Annotated in this window: 22 protein-coding genes; 7 read left to right on the plus strand and 15 right to left on the minus strand. The window is 38.0% G+C overall.

Features of this window, described 5'->3' with window-relative positions; translation table 11 throughout:
• Positions 1-67: 67 nt before the first annotated feature.
• From ACYT6F_RS15925 to ACYT6F_RS15935, 3 genes are read left to right on the plus strand one after another with little or no spacing between them, the layout of a single operon-like run.
• Complete coding sequence (locus ACYT6F_RS15925; RefSeq protein WP_472598608.1) at positions 68-679, plus strand: cation:proton antiporter domain-containing protein; 612 nt, start codon at positions 68-70, stop codon at positions 677-679.
• Positions 676-918, plus strand: a complete 243-nt coding sequence (locus tag ACYT6F_RS15930; RefSeq protein ID WP_472598609.1) for a hypothetical protein — start codon at positions 676-678, stop codon at positions 916-918. The genes ACYT6F_RS15925 and ACYT6F_RS15930 overlap by 4 nt, the downstream gene beginning before the upstream one ends.
• Positions 891-1082, plus strand: coding sequence for a cation:proton antiporter domain-containing protein (locus tag ACYT6F_RS15935; RefSeq protein WP_472598610.1), 192 nt, complete (start codon positions 891-893; stop codon positions 1080-1082). Before ACYT6F_RS15930 ends, ACYT6F_RS15935 begins: the two co-directional genes overlap by 28 nt.
• Before the next feature lie 206 nt (positions 1083-1288).
• Here the strand turns inward: ACYT6F_RS15935 and ACYT6F_RS15940 are convergent, their stop codons facing one another.
• A complete protein-coding gene (locus ACYT6F_RS15940; protein WP_472598611.1) occupies positions 1289-2065 on the minus strand; it encodes a glycosyltransferase family 32 protein in 777 nt (258 codons plus the stop codon).
• Positions 2066-2260: 195 nt separating this feature from the next.
• Between ACYT6F_RS15940 and ACYT6F_RS15945 the strand changes: the two genes are divergently transcribed.
• Complete coding sequence (locus ACYT6F_RS15945) at positions 2261-3586, plus strand: alpha-amylase family glycosyl hydrolase (protein ID WP_472598612.1); 1326 nt, start codon at positions 2261-2263, stop codon at positions 3584-3586.
• A 34-nt stretch (positions 3587-3620) separates the two neighbouring features.
• Here ACYT6F_RS15945 and ACYT6F_RS15950 read toward each other — a convergent pair whose 3' ends face one another.
• The 6 genes from ACYT6F_RS15950 to ACYT6F_RS15975 all read right to left on the minus strand — a co-directional run bounded on the left by ACYT6F_RS15950 (position 3621) and on the right by ACYT6F_RS15975 (position 11214).
• Positions 3621-5423: a hypothetical protein gene (locus ACYT6F_RS15950; protein WP_472598613.1), complete on the minus strand. Its 1803-nt coding sequence runs from the start codon at positions 5421-5423 to the stop codon at positions 3621-3623.
• Between the two features lie 208 nt (positions 5424-5631).
• The gene (locus ACYT6F_RS15955; RefSeq protein WP_472598614.1) at positions 5632-6627 is read right to left on the minus strand and encodes an SDR family oxidoreductase; all 996 of its coding nucleotides are present in this window, start codon (positions 6625-6627) and stop codon (positions 5632-5634) included.
• Between the two features lie 114 nt (positions 6628-6741).
• Positions 6742-6972 (minus strand): glutathione synthase, encoded by a 231-nt coding sequence (locus tag ACYT6F_RS15960; protein WP_472598615.1) that lies wholly within the window; start codon positions 6970-6972, stop codon positions 6742-6744.
• Positions 6973-7365: 393 nt separating this feature from the next.
• Complete coding sequence (locus ACYT6F_RS15965) at positions 7366-7584, minus strand: hypothetical protein (RefSeq protein WP_169230360.1); 219 nt, start codon at positions 7582-7584, stop codon at positions 7366-7368.
• A 126-nt stretch (positions 7585-7710) separates the two neighbouring features.
• Positions 7711-8322, minus strand: coding sequence for an alpha-ketoglutarate-dependent dioxygenase AlkB family protein (locus ACYT6F_RS15970; protein ID WP_472598616.1), 612 nt, complete (start codon positions 8320-8322; stop codon positions 7711-7713).
• A complete protein-coding gene (locus ACYT6F_RS15975; RefSeq protein WP_472598617.1) occupies positions 8323-11214 on the minus strand; it encodes an AsmA family protein in 2892 nt (963 codons plus the stop codon). It abuts the gene before it with no gap.
• Between the two features lie 156 nt (positions 11215-11370).
• On the opposite strand from ACYT6F_RS15975, the gene ACYT6F_RS15980 reads away from it, so the two are divergent.
• Entirely contained in the window at positions 11371-11604 is a 234-nt protein-coding gene (locus ACYT6F_RS15980) for a hypothetical protein (protein ID WP_472598618.1), read from the plus strand.
• A 5-nt stretch (positions 11605-11609) separates the two neighbouring features.
• On the opposite strand, the gene ACYT6F_RS15985 is transcribed toward ACYT6F_RS15980, so the two are convergent.
• Together ACYT6F_RS15985 and ACYT6F_RS15990 are read right to left on the minus strand one after the other, a co-directional pair.
• Complete coding sequence (locus ACYT6F_RS15985) at positions 11610-12074, minus strand: NUDIX hydrolase (protein ID WP_472598619.1); 465 nt, start codon at positions 12072-12074, stop codon at positions 11610-11612.
• A gap of 5 nt (positions 12075-12079) precedes the next feature.
• Entirely contained in the window at positions 12080-12829 is a 750-nt protein-coding gene (locus ACYT6F_RS15990; RefSeq protein WP_472598620.1) for an NUDIX hydrolase, read from the minus strand.
• A gap of 183 nt (positions 12830-13012) precedes the next feature.
• Between ACYT6F_RS15990 and ACYT6F_RS15995 the strand changes: the two genes are divergently transcribed.
• Positions 13013-14443 (plus strand): sugar MFS transporter, encoded by a 1431-nt coding sequence (locus ACYT6F_RS15995; protein WP_472598621.1) that lies wholly within the window; start codon positions 13013-13015, stop codon positions 14441-14443.
• A 274-nt stretch (positions 14444-14717) separates the two neighbouring features.
• On the opposite strand, the gene ACYT6F_RS16000 is transcribed toward ACYT6F_RS15995, so the two are convergent.
• From ACYT6F_RS16000 to ACYT6F_RS16025, 6 genes are all read right to left on the minus strand, one after another.
• On the minus strand, positions 14718-14936 hold the full coding sequence (locus tag ACYT6F_RS16000) for a hypothetical protein (protein WP_472598622.1): 219 nt from the start codon (positions 14934-14936) through the stop codon (positions 14718-14720).
• Positions 14937-15095: 159 nt separating this feature from the next.
• Positions 15096-15809: a lycopene cyclase domain-containing protein gene (locus ACYT6F_RS16005; RefSeq protein ID WP_472598623.1), complete on the minus strand. Its 714-nt coding sequence runs from the start codon at positions 15807-15809 to the stop codon at positions 15096-15098.
• Positions 15810-16265, minus strand: coding sequence for a sterol desaturase family protein (locus ACYT6F_RS16010; protein WP_472598624.1), 456 nt, complete (start codon positions 16263-16265; stop codon positions 15810-15812).
• A gap of 21 nt (positions 16266-16286) precedes the next feature.
• On the minus strand, positions 16287-17123 hold the full coding sequence (locus ACYT6F_RS16015; RefSeq protein WP_472598625.1) for a phytoene/squalene synthase family protein: 837 nt from the start codon (positions 17121-17123) through the stop codon (positions 16287-16289).
• Between the two features lie 5 nt (positions 17124-17128).
• Positions 17129-18598: a phytoene desaturase family protein gene (locus ACYT6F_RS16020; protein ID WP_472598626.1), complete on the minus strand. Its 1470-nt coding sequence runs from the start codon at positions 18596-18598 to the stop codon at positions 17129-17131.
• Positions 18599-18600: 2 nt separating this feature from the next.
• Positions 18601-19269, minus strand: a complete 669-nt coding sequence (locus tag ACYT6F_RS16025; protein WP_472598627.1) for a MarR family winged helix-turn-helix transcriptional regulator — start codon at positions 19267-19269, stop codon at positions 18601-18603.
• Between the two features lie 166 nt (positions 19270-19435).
• Between ACYT6F_RS16025 and ACYT6F_RS16030 the strand changes: the two genes are divergently transcribed.
• On the plus strand, positions 19436-19885 hold the full coding sequence (locus ACYT6F_RS16030) for a PA2169 family four-helix-bundle protein (protein WP_472598628.1): 450 nt from the start codon (positions 19436-19438) through the stop codon (positions 19883-19885).
• Positions 19886-20013 lie beyond the last annotated feature (128 nt).

Genomic DNA, 20013 nt, shown 5'->3' on the forward strand with positions numbered 1-20013 from the left:
TATGAGCTTGCTGTCACAATTTATTATCATTTTAAATTTAATTATTTTTACATACTATACCAATAATATGGAACTATTTATATTATTTTCCAGCTTAATTACGCTGGCTGCTTTTTTTTCTTATCTGAATGTAAAATTCTTCAGAATTCCTTCGGGGATCAGCCTCATGCTGATGGGTGTCATTGCTGCAATGGGCGTTATTGTTGCCGGCTATTTTTCCACAGGATTTACTGAAATTATCAGAGAAAAATTATTGCTGATCGATTTTTCTGAGTTCCTGCTGGGCATTTTGCTGAGTTTTCTGCTATTTGCGGGATCATTGCATGTATCGATTCCCGACCTTCGCGAATCGGCAAAAAGCATCATCAGCTTTGCAAAGTTGGGAACCCTCATCTCAACAGCTGCTGTAGGCTTTGCATTATTTTATATTTTACCGATTTTTAACCAGGATATACCTCTTATTTACTGTCTGCTGTTTGGGGCACTGATCTCACCTACCGATCCGATCGCCGTGATGGGCATCCTAAAAAAGGCCGGACTTTCCAAGAAAATCGAAACCAATATTGTGGGAGAATCTCTTTTTAATGATGGTATCGGAGTGGTTATTTTTGCAACATTAATGAAAATAGCCGTTGCAGGAACCGGGAGTTTCGGAACCGTGGAAAAGAGCTGGCGATGAGTGACATTACACGTGATTATCTGGGGAAATTTTGGGAAGTTACCGATGAAGTGCTCAATGCTGTTTTATTTATGTTAATAGGTCTGGAAATTGTTGTTGTAGCATTTGATATTAATTATCTGATCATCGGAGTGATTATGGCATTCGTGATTATCTGGCACGTTTCTTTTCACTTTATTTTCCATCTTTGCTTTTCAGCTTCAAAAAATCATTGGGTACCAAATCTTTGCTTATCATGACATGGGGAGGTCTCCGTGGAGGAATATCAGTCGCTCTGTCATTGTCTCTGCCGCCAAGTCCCTTTAAAAACATTATTGTATCCATTACCTTTGTAATCGTGATTTTCTCGATTATCATTCAGGGTATAACTGTTGAAAAAGTGATTAAAAAACTTAGCAATTAAGCAAATTTTTTCAGCAGATCTTTTTTCTTGTGAATATATATGTAAACTTCTGTAATCATACCAGAAAGCTCTAAGTATCGGTGCTTGTTTATCTTATGGCCGTTCAGATAATCTTTATAGAAATAAACTTGTTTCCGACAGATTAAAAATCAAGACAATAAAAAACGCTGTAATTATTTTACAGCGTTTTTTATTGATTCCATACATTAATTCCTTTTCTTAATGTAGTCAGTTATATGATCAATAGGAATCAGATCCAATATATCATTAACATCAATTGTTTTATGTTCTTCCAGAATGCTTTTTACTGCTTTGGCCGCTCCGGGATAGGTTGTCAGCCGCTCTAAAAGACCGTAAACGTTAACCATCTTTTTATGTGTATTTTCAGAGTCGCCGCCAAACCAGGAGCCGTTAAAATGATGGCTTACATAGTTTTTTGGCAAATCCTGTGAAAAATAAACAGACGGATACAATGTGACACCGTGTTTTAGCTCCTGAATGGTATCGCTGTAGCGGTCTGCACCATAATCTTTTTCCAGCATTTCTGAAAAAATATCAGTATTGATACGTTCTTCAAAACCATTCTGCTTATTGTAATAGTCTACGAAATCTTTAGCCAATTGATGCTTCGGTTCAGCCATCCAGAATGCTGAATATGGCACACCTTTAACCTCAAAACCACAAACTGCTTTTTCGTCGAGGAATTCATCCAGAGGCAGCTTCAGCTCCATATCGGTATCCATATAGATGCCGCCGTGTTCATACATTACTTTAGATCGTATATAATCGGAAACAAAAGCCCACTTTTTCTGTGCAAATGCTTCTTTAACATAATTATTGTCATCCAGGGGAGCATTGCTTTCGTTCCATTCAATAATTTCATAATCGGGATGAATCTTTTTCCATGTAGCGATGCAGTGTTCTGCTAATTCATCCTTCGGCTGGCCTCCAAACCAGCAGTAGTGTATTTTCTTTGGTATCATAACTGAATATTTATTAGAATTGGTGTTTGGATTTATAGTTATACAAACATCAAACCTTTATGCAAATCGCGAGGATAAAATCTGCTTTAAAATTGATTTTTACCAACTGCAGTTTAATTTTTTGCTAATTCTGCTAATTCAATATCCGATAGGTATGATATTCGATGCAGCTTTCTATAATAATATTTATATCTTATGCAGCATAATTCTGATCAACGATACCAGCCAAAAGCCTATGTTGAAATTTCCACACCCGAATGGGTGAAAAACGCAACACTTTACGAGCTGAATATAAGACAGTTTTCTGAGGAAGGCACTTTTGAGGCAGTGAAACAACAGCTGGCAAGGCTTAAGAAACTGGGAGTTGATATTATTTGGCTGATGCCTGTTCATCCTATAGGAGAGCTTCACCGTAAAGGAAGTTTGGGAAGCTATTATTCTGTTAAAGATTATTTTGACGTTAATCCTGAATTTGGTACTAAAGAAGATTTTAAAAAGCTGGTGCAGGCGATTCATGACGAAGGAATGTTTGTCATTCTGGACTGGGTGGCCAATCATACAAGCTGGGACAATAATCTTGTTACAGAGCATCCGGAATGGTATACCAGATCAAGAAAAGATACCTTTCAGTCCACAAGATGGCGGGATTATGATGATATCATCGAATTGGATTACAGACATCCGGAACTGCGCCAATATATGACCGATGCTTTAAAATACTGGGTCAGAGAATTTGATATTGACGGATACCGGTGCGATATTGCGAGTTTTGTACCTATTGATTTTTGGGAAAATGTAAGATCGGAACTCGATAACCTGAAATCCGTTTTTATGCTGGCTGAAGCCGAAGACAGGGATCTGCACAGACGGGCATTCGACGCTACATATAACTGGAATTTATGGAATATTCTCCACCAGATTGCCGTCAACCATTACAGTGTCAAAACGCTTACCGAAGCGTATCTTGCGGAACATGTATCTGTTTTTCCAAAAGAGGCGATAAGAATGAACTTTATCGATAATCATGATAAAAATTCCTGGGAAGGAACGCCTTACAGTAATTTTGGAGATGCACTCAATGCAGTGACCGTTTTTACTTTTCTGATGGACGGAATCCCTCTGGTTTATAACGGACAGGAAGCAGGTCTTAACCGCTCACTTGATTTTTTTGAAAAAGATCCTATAATCTGGCAGGAGCACGATAATGCGAAACTATATTCCACGATTTTTGATTTGAAACACCGGAACCAGGCTTTGTGGAACGGACGCTTTGGTGGAGAAATCGTAAGAATCATGAATGATAAGATGGATCAGGTCATTTCATTCGTAAGAGAGAAAAACGGACATAAAGTACTGGTATTTATCAACCTTAGCACAGACCATGTGCTGGCACAGTTTGACACGTCTTTTGACAAAGGTTCTTATATCAATCTTTTCTCAGGGACTGAACAGCTGGTCGATGACACTCTGGTGATTGATATGGTAGGCTGGGATTATGTTGTACTCCATCATACCAATTAAAAAAGCAGGCTGCTTTTAAGCAGCCTGTTTCATTTTATGAATTCTCAGGAATTACTATTTGCAATATTCTGGATTTATTGTGCTGAAGATGACATTTTATATTTAAATCTGTTTTAAAAAAATCTGTCTTTTCCAAGAGATTCTGGTAGTAATTAATACCTTCCAACAGGTTTGTTTTAAAATTGTTCCACTTTTTTATCTGACCTGCCGTTATCTTCCCGGAAAACTCTTCTATATCTTTTTTAAGATAATCAATATACATTTTCATCTCGTTAATAAAGACATTGGGCCTGTTTTTATGGGAGATAATATTAGTCTTTCCGTAAATATGTTTTATCATTTCTGAAAGCGATACTTCCTTATCAAAATACGCCAGATTCGGACCGGGACAGATCACAACGCCTTGCTTTTCGCCTTTTATTTCAAGGCCGTTTTCCAGGTATGCCGCATTTACTAAGCCTACACAAAGACATGCTTTTTCGGTTATATTATCCTTTTTTCTCTGATAAATTTCGGAAGACAGCTCATGTTTTACATCTTCCAGTTCATGCAATTTGATTTCCTGGTATTTTTTAGATGCAGTACATATTCCTTCCGGTGAGTATTCTTTGCTTAGAGCCAGCAGTTTTTTAGGACACGAACTTCCGTACCGGTTTTTCGACTGTTTCTGATGCCTGATGATTTCATTGGAAGAGCCTTTTACGGTGTTAAAAGGCACACCCAAAGGAGACAGATTGCTGATGTAAAAATCTTTTTCTTTTGATTCCAAAAGAAGCTTTCTGGTCTCAAGATCCACAGAAGTAGCTTCCGGTACCAGCAGGAAAGGCGAACCCCAACCGATACTGTCGACATTGTAGGCATTCAGAAGAAATTCATGCTCTTCAGCTGTTCCTACTCCACCCTGAACTGTTATTTTCATATCCAGAGGCTGAGAAACAGGAGATTTGCCTTTCTGTTCCAGGGCCTTATTCATCAAAGGATGTGAAGATTCAATGAGCTCATGCTTTTTATTTTTAAATTCTTCCAAAATCGGTCCTAATAAAAGTCCCTCCGTTGCGAAAGCATGTCCGCCGCAATTCAGTCCTGATTCTATTCTGTATTCCGAAACCCAGAGCCCTTTTTTAGCTAAAAAGTTCCCCTGAATCATCGCCGAACGGAAATCGCTGACCTTCAGAATGATTTTCTTTTTGATGTTTCCCTGCTCATCGGGATAGAAATCTTCAAATTCTTCAATATAGCTGTACAGTCTCGGATTCATCCCTGCAGACAGTACCATTGATGAAGACAGTCTGCTTTTTGCAAATCCGCGAAGGGACGCATGCGCATCGTTATAGATCACCGGCAGTTGCTCTTTATTTTTAAAATTATCTTTGTCAACTTTTGTCATGATGTTGACGTCGATATTTCCCGGAGAAAGGTGTTTTTCAATAAAACTTTTAATTGAGGAAGTAATTCCTTCTTTTTGAGTAAGAAAATGCTCCAGTCCGGCTCTCAGCTCGGAAGTGTTGGGAAGCATATCTACAAAATGGGACAGTGCCGTTTTATTTTTTGAAATTTCTTCTTTAAAGGCTTCAAATTTTTCGGTCACGATATCATCCAGCATATTAAGATAAGCGGTGATTCTTTTAGCACGGTAATCTTCAACCCTGGTAGAAATACTTGCGTAATTCAGGTTGAACTTGCTGCTGTAAAAATTTTTCATTTTTTCTATAATCTCATCATCAATTATAGAAACTACGGATGAAATTCCGTACTGTGCGACACGGATAGGACTGTCTATCGTATACGCCAATCCCATGACGGGAATATGGAAATTGTGTAAAGGTTTTTTGATCATTTTTTTATATTGATTAAAATAAATGCTTACCTCTAAATTCCCATCAACTATTCACTGGTACAAAAGTATCAGTTTAAAATTAATTATGCATACAATAACAGGTTAATTTCTTCGATAATGTTTAAAATCATTCAGAATCCGGAAAACAGTTTCGGGCAAATCGAAGATTTGCCCGAAACTGTTTATAATAAATATAACTTATATGACATTAATCTTCATCCGAGGACTTTAACTTAAGAAACATAAAAGCCAATCCTAATCCAAGCCCGGCCATTACAGCCAATCCCGTTTTCTTAGAGGGAACAGGAAGCATCGTATCACCGTAAATACGGTGTGGTTCGGGAGAAGGTTCCAGAATATTACCCGAATCAGAAGGAGCATTTTTCAGCTTCATCATCAGCCGCATTCCTGCGGAAGCAGTATTGATAACGGGTTTTGGAAATAGCTGATAAATTCCGGTGAGAAGCCTGGAAGTAATATCGGGAAATAATTCCTTTTGCGGATTTTTAGCCAGCTGTACAAACGCAGCAGCCGTATCTCGGGGATCTGCAGCAAAAGGTGGGATTTTAAAATCCAGACCGGAATACTTTGCCGAATGCATATTTCCCGTAGAACGCTGAATTTGCGGATAGAGGTTGCAGATATGTACGTTTTGAAAATCTGAAATTTCACCGTGAAGACATTCCATCATTCCGCGGATTCCGAATTTCGTGGCAGAATATACCGCACTATAAGGAGCCGGCATAAACCCGCCGATGGATATGTTATTGATTAAAATACCTTCTTCCTGTTTTTTAAAAATCGGCAAAACACTGTATGCACCGTGCATATACCCGAAAAGATTGGTTTTGATAACCTGTTCGTTCAGATCCATAGGAATTTCTTCAAATTTCCCGCTTGCCATTACCCCTGCATTATTGATCCAGATATCTATTCTTCCGTTGAATTGTAATGCTTTATTGGCAAGGTTCTGCACATCCGCAGCAATGGAAACATCGGTGGCGATGCCCAGTGCCGGAACGCCCAGATCGTGGCATAAAGAGACTGTCTCGTCAAGTGCTTCTTGTCCGCGCGCTGCCACTACAACATTGCAGCCTTCAAGAGCGAATGCTTCGGCGGCGGCTCTTCCTACTCCGCTGCTTCCTCCGGTGATGACCACTGTTTTACCTCTGAGACTTTGCTGAATTTCATTATTGGATTTCATTTTGCAATTGGTTTTGGTTAATGCTGTAATATCCACCTATTATTATGCCACAGGTATTGATGCGGATATTGGTATTGATAAAAAATAATCCCCAATATTAATTGAGGATTATTTTTATTCGTCGAAAATTACTCTTCCGTCAAACGGTTCGCTCCAGCAGATGAAAATACGATCGTTGTGCCGTTTCATTTGTGCCTGAAGGTTTTCGTACTCACCATCTTCCTTTTGTCTTTCAACTACCAGATCCGCCCCTTCTCCAACATCTCCTTTACGGAATTCTACCTGATAGAGATCTGATCCTTCATCTTTAAAGAATTCTTCTTTTCTGAAATTTCTATGTGCCATAACTTTTATTTTTTAATCATAAAGAATAAACCGTGCCAACAGCATTTAAATTTACATAAGAATCGTAAGAGTTCAGATTGAAGCATTTCATAAGCAAGTTAATTTTCCAATAAGGTTGTATAGAAAAGCTGAGACTTATATTTTTTCTTAAATTATCTTAAAAAATATTAAAAAGACACCTCTGTAGAACTAAGTGGCATAATATTTTAATATAGATAAATACTCATGTTTAATTTGAGTTTTCATGGTTATTAGTTTTTATCCTCAGTTTTCTGAGGATTTTTTATTTTAATACATTCAGTGATGAAAATATGATAATTTTACCATAATTAAATAAAAAGAACAACTTATTTTCTAAGCTGTTCCTGTTTATTTTCGTACAAATAATGTTACTTACATTACGTAGGCTCCTTTGTTTTGAAATACATTAATTCCTTCAATTTTATTCTTCTGGGTATTGTAAATCATTTCAACCGTAAAATGCGAGACTTCATAAAGGACATATTTCAGCGTATTAATAGTTCTTTCGTTCATAACACGTCCTTCATTCATCACTAAGCTGAATTGATCCTGATTAGGCATATTTTTAAAATCGTAATAAGAAATATTCATAGCTGATGTTTTTAATACTTTGGTTATCAATACACAATTTCTTTGCCAAATTATGTTAAGTGCATGCATTTTTTTTTATTTAAGCACAATAACCTTAAAAATATTTTCATAAAAGCATATTCCCGCCTATATTTCACGGATCAGCCTGAACGTAAGATTGATTCTTGGGCTCATTTTCCTTGTAGATTTGGCAATACGGTGCTCCCAGTTTACCTGCAGATTACCTTTCATGATCAACAGCGAACCGTTTTCTAATGCGAGACTGTACTTTTTCTGATGATCATCAACCTTTCTGAAATCGAAATTCCTGACCTGTCCTAAACTGACAGAAGCAATAACCGGCCGATTTCCTAACTCGCTTTCCTTATCCCGATGCCACGCTACCGAATCATTACCGTCCCGGTACAGATTAAGAAGTACCGAATTAAATGTATATCCTGATAATGTCTCAATTTTTTCTTTCAGATGAATCAGTTCCTGAGACCATTCATTGACCCGGAAGTCATTGTTTCCCAAGTGATACATTTTGCTGCTGTCGCCATACCACGCGGTCAGTCTAGGCGTAACAACCACTTTATCATACATTTTCTGTGTATTCTGCTTCCATGGCGTCTCATTCAGCAGTTTATCAAAGAGTTCTGAAGCTTCCTTTTCAGATAGGAAATCTTTGGTATATTCCAGAAGTTCTTCGGGAAAATGGTAATATTCATCTGACTCAAACAGGCTCAGCTGGCTCATTTATTTTTCTTTTAAATCTTTGGTGACTTGCTTTTCAGCATTTTTGGCTTTTTCTTCCTGAGTTTCTTTTTCTTTACGCTGCTGTCTTTTCGACTTTTTCTCAGCTCTTCTCTCCTGGCGAATCACCTTATTGAGCTTCCTGTTGTATGCCGCATCCAGAATTCCCTGTCCTTTTTTACTGAAAATTTTAATTTTCGGCTTTTCATGGGTCCCGGTAACAACAATCGGGAAACCGATCAGTCCGCCGGTAAGAATTCCTATCCTTACCCTGAGATCAAGCAGTCCGTTGAAGCTGGTCGTTCCGCTGATGCTCGGTCTTAAAATAGAAACCCGGAACGTAAACTTATCGACATGGATCAGGTTATTTTTAATATGGGTTTCAATATTTACCCCTTTCATATCAGGATTATTGAAGGCTTTTGCACCAATATTGTCACCGACTGCGGAAAGCATTTTTAAGTTTTTCACTTCCACATCCCGAAGGTTGACGATACCGCCGCCTTCAAGAGAAGGATAAATCGGTTTCATATTTCTGTCAAAATCACCTTTCAGTTTATAATCAATAGAAACAATTCCTTTTACATTTTTTGCTGCCGTTGCCATCTCACGCACCATATCGATCTCTTTATAAGCCCGCTGTACATTGAAATCCAGTACTTTTAGCGCAACATCATAGTTGGCGGTAAGCGGAGATTCATTCTGATAACGGGCATCAATATTCATTTTGCTTCCGATGATATCGAATGATGTATTTTTGAGATACACCTGCCCTTTCTCCACAGAGGCTTGTCCTATCACGTGGTTTAATCCTAATCCTTTAAATTCCACTTTCCGGATATTCGTCCGCAGGGAGACATCAAGGTTTTTAGGAATAATGACTACCCCGCTGCTTTTAGGATTTTCTACTTTTGCATACTCCACTTCAATTGATTTTTTTGAATTATCGCCGTTTTTTAAAGCCATAAATTCATCAATAAGCACATAATTGGAATTTAAATTAAACTGTCCATGCAATGTTCCTTTTCTTTCGATAAAATAATTGATTGTATTGAGAAGATAACCATTCAGCGCAAAATCTGATTTTCCATATGTTGCAAGAAATTTACTGAACCACATCTTCTCATTTTGAAACCGGAAATTTCCCTCTCTGATAAAAAATGATTTCGGTAAAAATTCTGTAGTTGCTTTTATATTTTTTAAAATTAAATTCCCTTTATTATCAAGCTTACTGTATTGTCCGGTTGTGGCGTAGCTTTGCCTTCCGTTCAGCGAAAGGTCGGCCATGATCAGTCCGCTCACATCAAATCCTTTTTTGGCAAAAACACGGTATATTCGTCCGACATTTAAGGTACCTTTTGCGCGGACTTTATACAGTACATCTTCAAAATTCTGAAGATCTGCATTTACAAAAACAGGATTGCCCTCGAAATCAAATTTGAAAGGATCCAGTTTTACACCCAGGCTTTTAAAAGTGCCGTCTGTATTGATAATATTGGCTACAATATTGATATTCTGTATAGGATTCGGATAATATTTCGTTTTCAGCCAGCCATTTTTAAGGTTGAGATAACCGTTGGTTTTCGGAAACAATTTCTTATCAAGACTAAAAACTCCGTTGGCTTTAATATTGGTATCCATTAAACCTCGAATATCGATGTCTTTCAACCCTAACGCCTGATCAAGGATCTGAAGATCCACAGCGCCTTTAATATCGGCATTTACCCGCATTTCATTCAATCCTTTTGTTTTCACAACTGCCTTAAAACTGTTTTGTGGACCGAGATCAAATCCCAGGTTTTTAAGATCAATCGCCAACTGATTGGTATCGAGCGAAGGAAGATCAACATTAAGATCCATATTAAGATTATTCATCGGGACCGGTGCTTTTCCGTTGGAAACAAAGCCGTCTCTTACCATTAATCTTGCTTTAAGTCTTGGCTTCAGGTTTTTCTGTTCACTAAAGCGGCCTTTCAGGTTGAAAAAGAGATCGCTTTTCCCTTCGATTTTAGTGTCTTTCGCCCAGTCCAGGTATTGTGGAGGAAGAACCGAGATCATATCACGAATGGTGGTATTTTCCGAGGCTGCGTTTACGTCGAGATTATATCCGTCTTTCAGAATGCTTAAAAAACCGGTAAATTTTAGCGGAAGATCATTAATTCTTAATTCGTTTTTTCTCAGTACAAATGTTAACGCATTGGTATTGATCCTTGTAATAAGATCTGCGTGCAATGTTTTTTGTTTTGCGTAATAAGTCCTGTTCAGGCTGAAATCCAGCTTATCTATATCAAGATCGGTTTCAAGGTCGAAAATATCTTCACTTAATCCACCGCGTCCTGTGTAATTAAGCCCTTTTGCATCTACCAAAACCCTTGCGGAATGGTCTCTGTAGGTAATATTCCAGTTTTTCAGCTTTATAAGATCAAGCTTTATAGATGTGCCTGATGCCGTTGTATCTTTAGGTTTTTGGGTAGGTTTTGAAACGTATACATTGTAATTGGCCTCTCCTTTACTGTTGACAAAAACATTTCCGTAAGCGTCCGTCACGTAGATTTCGTCAATTTTCACCTCCCGATCGAATATCAGGTTTTTAAGATTGATCCCCACCGATACTTCTCTTGCGGCCAGCAATGTGTCTTCCTGAAAGGGTTTTGATCCTTTCAATAAAAAATCGTCTACCGAAACGGTAAGCGACGGGAAATGTCTGAAAAAAGTAAGGTGTGTTTTTCGGTAATCAAGTTTTCCTGCAAGATGCTGGTTGGCAAATATTTTCACCTGCTTCGAGATGGTTCCCGGAAATAAAATCGGTATGATAAACATTAAAAAAAGAATGGATGCTATCGAAATACCCATCCACTTCAGAATCTTTAAAACTATTTTTTTAAACCTTTCCATCAGCCTTCAATTTTGAGCTTAATAAATTACACTTATCTAAAATCAAGCCATTGCCATTGAATTTATTCTACCATAAACCTAAAAATGTTTCCTTATTAAACAAAATATCTACTGATGGCATAATTTATTCATTAGCCAAAAGCAAAAAATATCAATATGAACTTTAAAGAAGCAAAGCAGCATAAAAAAGAGTCGCTGGAAAACGCCGACGATACGGTACTGAATCTTTTCCATGTGGTAATCACACCCGCAAACACGGACGAAAGTGCAAAATTTATTGAAGATTTTCTGAAATCGCCGGAATCTTTCGATGATGAAAGCTGTCAAGAATACTGCTCCGACGGAGAGTATGAAGTGGTAAGCTTTAAAAAAGATACAGAAAGCAATTAATTTTATTAATCTTCTGAAGAAATCAGTTTTTCAAGCTGAACTATAAATCCTGCCTGTGCGGGATTTATTTTTTGTTTTGCTTCTTCGGAACGAAACCATTCCCAACGGTCGACTTCCTGGATCTCCATGGTTTTCCCTGACCTCGGCGGCCAGTTGATTGTGATCATGTTACTGCTTAATCCGGTTGTTTCAAGATTTTTTTCTAACGCCCATGCAAAAACTTTTTTACCCGCTTTCTGAGTAATCGCTTCCAGTTCAATAAAATTACCGTCTACTGATTTACCGGTCTCCTCAAAAAATTCGGTTTTCGCGCGCTCCAGAAGACTTTCACCTTCCAAAACTTCTCCTTTGGGAATTGACCAGGCTCCCAAATCTTTATTCTTCCAGAACGGACCTCCCGGATGAACGAGAAAATAATAAATGTGATCTCCCGTTTTTTTAAACAGTAAAATTCCTGCGCTTGTTTTCATTGTAATTACCAGGTATTAAGCCCGCCTTCCAGGGCTTTTGTATATTTTCGTTTATCGAATGAATAGAGATCCGGCGCTTTGTGGGCGCCACCCTTTCTTTGTTCGTCAAGCTTCTTCAGAATTCCGAGATTCATGATTTTTCTGTAAAAATTTCCCCGGTTGAGCTCTTTTCCCAGAATCACCTCATATAATTTCTGTAATTCAGGAAGCGTAAACTTTTCAGGAAGCAGATTGTACCCAATTGGTTTATGTGAAATCTTTTCTCTCAACGTCAGAAGGGCTTTTTCTATAATTTCCCTGTGGTCCATTGCCAGTTCGATCTCCGGTAGCCGGCTCAGACAGATCCATTCACAGGTTTCGCTGTACGCGTCTGCGATCAGTTTAAATCGCGAAGGATTGCAAAGCGCATAATATCCTACTGTAACAAACCGCTGCTTATGGAACAGGGTATGATCAAAATCTTCAAAATAAAATTCACTCCTGTTCTTTTTGCCAAAGACACCAAATTCTTCAAGATAGATATTCGTAATTCCTGCCCTTTCCTTTAAGATTCGGATCACCGCTTCATCCAGATCTTCGTCTTTACCGATATACCCGCCGGGCAGAAGCCACTGATGACGGTAATTCATTTTAAGAAGAAGAACCTTGAGTTCATTCCGGTCGAATCCGAAAATTACGGGATCGGCAGAAAGATGCGGCAAGAAATCTTCTTTCACCTCTTCCGACTTATTTAATATATGCTGTCTGGAATCCATTGGGAAATAGGGGAATTTTATATAACAAATCTAATAAAAATTCTGACAGCACTGAGAATCTGTGGCATTAACTTCAGCCCGGACCGCAAAATTTAAACAAAAGAAATTTTTCATGATAAGTTTAATGTCTCAAATTAAGATTTTAGCAGTAAAATAGGTATCTTTAACCACTTTTTTAAATAAATGAATGTTATGATCAATGATGTAAAGGCCAAAAGCAGGAATTATACCGTTCCTCTGATTACCATCACTCTGTTGTTTTTCATGTGGGGGTTCATCACTTGTATGAACGATATCCTGATCCCTTATCTGAAACAGCTGTTTAATTTGTCGTTCTTCGAATCAATGCTGGTACAGTTCTGTTTCTTCGGGGCGTATTTTATCGGTTCCCTGATTTACTTTTTAATTTCAACCACACAGGGCGACCCAATTGATAAAGTAGGCTATAAAAAAGGAATTCTCTTCGGGATCTTCCTTGCGGCATTAGGCTGCGTGCTGTTTTACCCTGCAGCAAGCTTTGCTTCTTACGGGTTATTTTTAGGTGCGTTATTTATTTTAGGCCTCGGATTCACCGTTCTCCAGATTACAGCCAATGCGTATGTATCATTGCTCGGTCCGGAAGAATCTGCATCCAGCAGGCTGAATATGACGCAGGCTTTCAACGCGTTCGGGACGACAATTGCCCCGGTTTTGGGCGGCCATTTGATTTTCGAATTATTTTCCGCGCCGGACGGTTCTTTTTCTGCGGCGGCAACCAAAATTCCTTATCTTATCTTTGCAGGTATTCTTCTTTTAGTAGCATTATTAATCTCAAGAGTAAAGCTTCCTGATTTCCAGGTAAAAGGGGAAGAGATCGTAAAAGGCTTCGGCGCTCTGCAGCATAGCCACCTGAAATTCGGAGTTCTGGCGATGTTCTGTTATGTAGGCGGAGAAGTTGCCGTGGGAAGTTTTATCATCAGCTTCCTGGAACAGCCTCAGGTGATGAATTTATCTGAAGTAGTGAGTAAAAATTACCTTTCATTATATTGGGGAGGCGCCATGATCGGACGTTTCTTAGGCGCTATTTCCCTGAACCAGTCGATCAGCCAGGGTAAAAAAGCATTGTATATGCTGGGTGCGGCGGCAGCTGTATTTCTGGTAATCTTCAGCATTGTAGATCTTACTTTTGCACAGATCAGCTTCTTCCTGGTATTTATTGCCCTTAATTTTATTGCATTCTTTATCGGGAAAGCAGCTCCGGCAAGAACATTATCTATTTTTGCGGCGGTGAATGTCGTTTTATTAATCTCAGCCATGCTGAATCATGGTGAAATGGCAATGTACAGTATTTTGGGAATCGGAATTTTCAATTCTATTATGTTCTCGAATATTTATACGCTGGCGATTTCAGGTTTGGGAAAATATACAAGCCAGGGTTCTTCGTTAGTCGTGATGGCCATTTTGGGTGGAGCGATTGTTCCTATTTTCCAGGGTTATCTGGCGGATGTATTCGGCGTTCAGCATTCGTTTATTATTCCTGTGTTCTGTTATATTGTGATCCTTATTTTCGGGGCTTACTGCACGAAATATCTGAGCCATGTGAAGCAGGATGCGGAGGCGAAATCGGGACATTAAGATGAAATTTTTATAATATTAAAACCTGCCGTGATGGCAGGTTTTGTTTTTTAAGGAGCTTAATCCGGCTATCCACTCTATCTTTTTTCGGCGGCGGGAGCTCCGCTCCCGCCGCCGAAAAAAGGATGCCGTTTCTATCCGGGCTAGAATTCGGTTTTCCAGATTAATATCAGGGACGTTTGAAGATTATTACATTCTGAAATACCTGTTTTTAATTTCCATCAACTGCATTATGTTTCCCGCAAGCCTGTTTGTAACTTCCTGCAATTGCATTTTATTTCCTGCAACCTGCTGGAGACTTCCTGCAACTGCATTTTGTTTCCTGCAACCTGTTGGAGACTTCCTGCAACTGCATTATGTTTCCCGCAAACCTGTTTGTAATTTCCTGCAATTGCATTTTATTTCCTGCAACCTGCTGGAGACTTCCTGCAACTGCATTATGTTTCCCGCAAACCTGTTTGTAACTTCCTGCAACTGCATTATTTTCAGGCATCACTCATTTCTCTTTAAAATCAATAATTTCGTAATCTTCCGGCAACTGACCGTTCAGCGTGTTATTTATTATTGTTGTAAAAAAGCATCTCCGAACAGGAAATGCTTTACAAGTAAAACTAATATGATATTATATCTGTTATAAATCTGAAATAGAAGATTACGCCTCTACTTCAACCATAGGTGCATCTTCAGATTTTTTAAACATTTGAAAAAGAAAAATATTCCATAAAATAAGTTCATAACCATAGACGGTATCTTCAACAGGAATCGTTAACATCCGGATACCCATAAATTCTTCAGGATTGTAGTTAACGATGGGAGATTCCAGTCCGGTTCCGGTAAGTATTCCGTTGACCATCAGAAAACCGGGCATCAGAAGAAGGTAAACAAAGGAAACTTTGCCGATCCATCTTACTTTCAGTAAGAATTTTAGGATAAAAAGACTACAGGCTGTCGACAGGAAGGTCATAAAAGTATAAATCCTGTCTTTGAACCAAAACGCAATGCCCAGAGCGATAACAATACTAACGATAACAAAAATTTTCTCCGGAACCGGCTTCCAGTCGAGCTTAAAAAATTTATCCAGACAGAAATATGTAAACAGGCATGAAAAAGGAATGCAAATAAAGAAAAGCAATTCCTCAAGCGGAAGTCCGGCAACTCGTATCCCTACAAGATATTGATCATTGAACCACCATACTCCTATTTTCGTAAACCAGGCATCCCAAACTACGAATACAGCTCCAACAATTAATGAAGCTGCGATAAATGCACCAAAATGCCTGTTGAATTTAATCTTATGATGAAAAGAAAAAATAAAACAGATAATGACCGTGAAAAAATTAATAAGAAGATAAGTGTACTGCTCCATTTATTTGTTTTTACTGAAGTACATTTTAAAATATTTAACGGGCACCCAAAGAAAACCGAAACACTCTCCTTTTTCTTTTCCGATGTGCTTATGATGTTGCTTATGCGCTCTTCTGATCGCAAGAAGATATGGGTTTTGTGTGTCCCGTAAAAGTTTTATTCTCTGATGGATAAAAATATCGTGTACAAAAAAATAGGCCATCCCGTAAAGGGCAATTCCTATCGCGATGTAAAACCAGTGATTAAAATCCTGAACTGTTCCGTAATACATTAAAATAATAGTAGGAACCGCAAAAATCACAAAAAAATAGTCGTTCTTTTCCATGTGGCCGTCGTTGCTGTGGTCATGATGGTCTTTATGCAGCGCCCATAAAAAGCCGTGCATAATATATTTGTGCGTGAGCCAGGTAATGCCCTCCATCACGAAAAAGGTAACTAGTATAATGAGAAAATTCATTTTTAATAATATTTAATAATCTTAGAATAAAGAAGTTTTATACTGAACGTAGCAGCTCATCATCAGGGAGATCTTGGCTCCATTGGAAATCCTTATTCTTCCGTTCATGATATTCTGGGCAGATCTTCTTTTAATTTTTCTGAATAATGACCTGTAATAACGGTAGGCAAGATAAACACCGAACCTTGAAGAAGGCGGAAGCATTTTAATACCGATTAACGCCTGCCTGAATTCTTCTTCAATTTCTTTTTCAATGGACGCTTTTACATTATTGTCGAAAAGGGTCATATCCAGTCCTGGAAAATAAACTCTTCCCAATGTATAATAATCATCCTTCATGTCTCTCAGGAAGTTTACCTTCTGAAAGGCTGAGCCCAGTATCATTGCATACGGTTTAAGTTTTTCATACTGCTCTTTATCACCGTTTACGAAAATCTGGAGACACATCAACCCTACTACTTCTGCAGAGCCCAGTATATATTCTTTGTAAAGATCGGAATTATAATCAATTTTCTGAAGATCCATTTCCATACTTTTCAGAAACTGGTGAATGAGTGCTTCATCGATATGATATTTATGTACGGTCTCCTGAAAGGACTGATGGATAGGATTTAAAGAAATTCGGTCTTCTAATGCCTGAAATGTTTCTTCTTTAAATTTGCGCAGCAGTTTCTCCTTATCGTAATCATGAAAGCTGTCTACGATTTCATCAGCCAGGCGTACGTATCCGTAAATGGCATAAATAGGATTTCTGATAGCAGAAGACAGAGCCAGAATTCCCATTGAAAAACTGGTACTGTATTGTCTGGTTGTCTCTTTACTGACTTTGTAAGAAAGTTCGTCAAATAATTTTTTCATAGCAATCAATTTTTTGTGGCTTCTGTTGCAGCTATTTTTCCTGAGATGATGGATGGCGGTACTCCCGGTCCCGGTACGGTAAGCTGCCCCGTATAGAATAAATTTTTTACTTTTTTGTTTTTAAGTGATGGTTTCAGCACAGCGGTCTGAGACAATGTATTGGCAAGACCGTAAGCATTTCCCTGGTACGCATTATAATCTTCTTTAAAATCTTTAATGCAGTAACTTTTTTTATAGTCTATTTTTAGCAGAAGATCGTTTGCCCCGGTGTGCTTTTCGAGCCTGTTAATCATTTCCATAAAATATCGTTCTCTTATTTCTTCGGAATCTTCAATTCCGGGTGCCACAGGCATCAGGAGAAAAACATTCTCACAGTTTTCAGGCGCAACGGAAGGATCTGTTTTTGAAGGACAGCACGCATAGAACAATGGTCTTGTAGGCCATTTTTTGTCGGTGTATATTTCCTGGGTATGAAGATCGAGATCATTTTCAAAAAATAAAGTATGATGCTTAAGGTTAGGAATTTTCTCTTTAAATCCCAGATAATAGATCAGGCAAGAAGGAGCAAAAACGCGCTTTTCCCAGTATTTTTCATCATAATTTCTGAATTCTTCGGATAAAAGTTTTGTTTCCGTGTGATGATAATCTGACGATGCTATGATAACATCAAAGTCGATCTGTTTCTGATTAACCGTTAATGAAGAGGCTTTTTTCTGATCTACATTGATTTTCTGAACATCGGCATTAACGTAAAAACGGGTTCCCTGCTCTTCTGCAATATCTTTCATCGCATCGATAATTTTTGAAAAGCCGCCCATCGGATACCATGTCCCTAACTTATATCCTCCGTAATTCATTAAACTGTACAACGCAGGAATATCCTTTGGCGCAGCTCCCAGAAAAATAACAGGGAACTCCATTAAAACAATCAGTTTAGGATTATTGAAATATTTTCTTACAAAACGCTGAAAATTGGTAAGAAGATCCAGCTTCATTGCACTTTTGGCTATTTTGGGAGAAACAAATTCAAACCAAGAATGGCAGGGCTTATTGACAAAATCCTGCATTCCGACTTCATATTTGTATTGTGCATCCTTCATGAATTCGTCGAGCTTTTTTCCGGCTCCGGGCTCCGTTTTTTCAAACAGCGCTTTCATTTCTTCATAGTTATGAGGAATATTCATGGTACCGTCTGAAAACACCATTTCAAATTGCGGATCTAAAGGAACCAGGGTATAGAAATCAGTGGCTTTTTTACCAAAATCATTAAAAAAAGATTCTATGATATCGGGCATCCAGTACCAGCTTGGCCCCATGTCGAAGGTATAGCCGTTTTCTGTTTTGAAATGTCTCGCCCTGCCGCCAATGCCACCGTTTTTTTCAAAAAGGTGAACTTCATGACCTTCTTTTGATGCGTACGCAGCAGCCGAGAGCCCTGAAAATCCTGATCCTATTACCGCAATTTTCTTTTTCATAGTTAGTTTTTAAATGAATATTCTTCGTATACTTTTTTGATAAGATCCTTATTTTCAATATTTTTTGAGAAAATAGGATAATGAAACCGGTCTAATTTATTAAGAATTCTGATAAGTTCCATCTTTTCGTTATAAGTAAGATTTCCGGAAACAATATCTGTAGCCTGCCGAATCTTCGTCATCTGCCCTTCCAGTGCGGTTCTTCCTTTTTCAGAGATGTTTATCAATTTGTTTCTTTTGTCAATATCGGAATCAGTCTGTTCAATCCAGCCTTGCTTCAACAGCCGGGTAATGATGAGCATTCCGACAGGCTTATCATGAATATTTCTTTTGATAAGCTCCATTTTTGTCATCTGTCCGAAAACTTTAAGATTAATAAGGTAAATAAAATCTTCCTGTGTAACGAAATCCGACTCTGAAATGGCAGATTTCGAGTAGTTCCTGGCATATCTGTTCAGATGGACAATCAAAGTACTGATGGCACTTTCCGGAGACCTTCCGTTCTCTTTCCCTTCCCAGTACGGCTCTTCTGTTTTTATTTTAGAAAGATGTAATGTATTACCAATCCATTCCATAAAGCCTTTAATATCACCGGTGTAATGCTGATTAAGGTTCTCTTTTTCAAACTGTTCCAACAGGTCAAGCAATTCTTTAGTCAGTTTATAATTCATGATGTTGAATTTAAAATATAAATATACTAAAATTTATTTATTTAGTATCATAATATACTATTAACATTTTTTATGCCAAACATTATTTTTTCTTAAATTTTCAAAAAGTGCCTGATTAAGGCATGTTTATTGTAACCTACAAAGGACACCAATTAAAAATTTTAATATGAACAATGCAAACACAGTATCAGTACTTAATGATTTACTGAACATCACGAACGACAGAATTGAAGGATTTTCTAAAGTGGAAGACAAAGTATGGGACACGCACTCTGCTTTGAAAAATGATTATGACCAAATGGTATCACAATCTCAGACGATGAAAGCAGATCTTATCAGATTGATTAATGAGAAAGGCGGTGAGGCAGATAATTCAACAAGTACGGCAGGAGCTGTGCACAGAGCTTGGATTGATGTTAAAAATTCATTTACCGGAAATAAGGACGAATCTACGCTTGAAAATGTTGTATTCGGAGAGAAAGCAGCTATCAACGCTTATCAGGATGCATTAGACAGCGGAGATCTTTGTCCTGAAAGTTCTCAGGTAGTTTCCGATCATCTTCATCATTTGAAATCTTCTTATGCAAGATTTGAAAATCTGGAAGAATTAAATTAATCTCTACTTTTAGTAGTGTTAGAAATAAGAGAACTCTTTTAGGGTCCTCTTATTTTTTTGTTTTAATGTTTAGAAATTTCAAACGTTTTAAAATGAAATTTAAATTCTTATTCATGCAATTTTAAAGA

The organism is Chryseobacterium sp. NG-CE01 (genome assembly GCF_055695505.1).

Excerpts from the sequence above, each read along its gene's own strand:
- ACYT6F_RS15960 (WP_472598615.1), bottom strand. The coding sequence starts at position 6,972 with ATGGCACATAGAAATTTCAGAAAAGAAGAATTCTTTAAAGATGAAGGA.
- ACYT6F_RS16015 (WP_472598625.1), bottom strand. The coding sequence starts at position 17,123 with ATGAAAAAATTATTTGACGAACTTTCTTACAAAGTCAGTAAAGAGACA.
- ACYT6F_RS16010 (WP_472598624.1), bottom strand. The coding sequence starts at position 16,265 with ATGAATTTTCTCATTATACTAGTTACCTTTTTCGTGATGGAGGGCATT.
- ACYT6F_RS16000 (WP_472598622.1), bottom strand. The coding sequence starts at position 14,936 with ATGCCTGAAAATAATGCAGTTGCAGGAAGTTACAAACAGGTTTGCGGG.
- ACYT6F_RS15980 (WP_472598618.1), top strand. The coding sequence starts at position 11,371 with ATGAACTTTAAAGAAGCAAAGCAGCATAAAAAAGAGTCGCTGGAAAAC.
- ACYT6F_RS15930 (WP_472598609.1), top strand. The coding sequence starts at position 676 with ATGAGTGACATTACACGTGATTATCTGGGGAAATTTTGGGAAGTTACC.
- ACYT6F_RS16020 (WP_472598626.1), bottom strand. The coding sequence starts at position 18,598 with ATGAAAAAGAAAATTGCGGTAATAGGATCAGGATTTTCAGGGCTCTCG.
- ACYT6F_RS15990 (WP_472598620.1), bottom strand. The coding sequence starts at position 12,829 with ATGGATTCCAGACAGCATATATTAAATAAGTCGGAAGAGGTGAAAGAA.
- ACYT6F_RS15925 (WP_472598608.1), top strand. The coding sequence starts at position 68 with ATGGAACTATTTATATTATTTTCCAGCTTAATTACGCTGGCTGCTTTT.
- ACYT6F_RS15945 (WP_472598612.1), top strand. The coding sequence starts at position 2,261 with ATGCAGCATAATTCTGATCAACGATACCAGCCAAAAGCCTATGTTGAA.
- ACYT6F_RS15995 (WP_472598621.1), top strand. The coding sequence starts at position 13,013 with ATGAATGTTATGATCAATGATGTAAAGGCCAAAAGCAGGAATTATACC.
- ACYT6F_RS15965 (WP_169230360.1), bottom strand. The coding sequence starts at position 7,584 with ATGAATATTTCTTATTACGATTTTAAAAATATGCCTAATCAGGATCAA.
- ACYT6F_RS16030 (WP_472598628.1), top strand. The coding sequence starts at position 19,436 with ATGAACAATGCAAACACAGTATCAGTACTTAATGATTTACTGAACATC.
- ACYT6F_RS15940 (WP_472598611.1), bottom strand. The coding sequence starts at position 2,065 with ATGATACCAAAGAAAATACACTACTGCTGGTTTGGAGGCCAGCCGAAG.
- ACYT6F_RS16005 (WP_472598623.1), bottom strand. The coding sequence starts at position 15,809 with ATGGAGCAGTACACTTATCTTCTTATTAATTTTTTCACGGTCATTATC.
- ACYT6F_RS15955 (WP_472598614.1), bottom strand. The coding sequence starts at position 6,627 with ATGAAATCCAATAATGAAATTCAGCAAAGTCTCAGAGGTAAAACAGTG.
- ACYT6F_RS16025 (WP_472598627.1), bottom strand. The coding sequence starts at position 19,269 with ATGAATTATAAACTGACTAAAGAATTGCTTGACCTGTTGGAACAGTTT.
- ACYT6F_RS15985 (WP_472598619.1), bottom strand. The coding sequence starts at position 12,074 with ATGAAAACAAGCGCAGGAATTTTACTGTTTAAAAAAACGGGAGATCAC.
- ACYT6F_RS15970 (WP_472598616.1), bottom strand. The coding sequence starts at position 8,322 with ATGAGCCAGCTGAGCCTGTTTGAGTCAGATGAATATTACCATTTTCCC.
- ACYT6F_RS15950 (WP_472598613.1), bottom strand. The coding sequence starts at position 5,423 with ATGATCAAAAAACCTTTACACAATTTCCATATTCCCGTCATGGGATTG.
- ACYT6F_RS15975 (WP_472598617.1), bottom strand. The coding sequence starts at position 11,214 with ATGGAAAGGTTTAAAAAAATAGTTTTAAAGATTCTGAAGTGGATGGGT.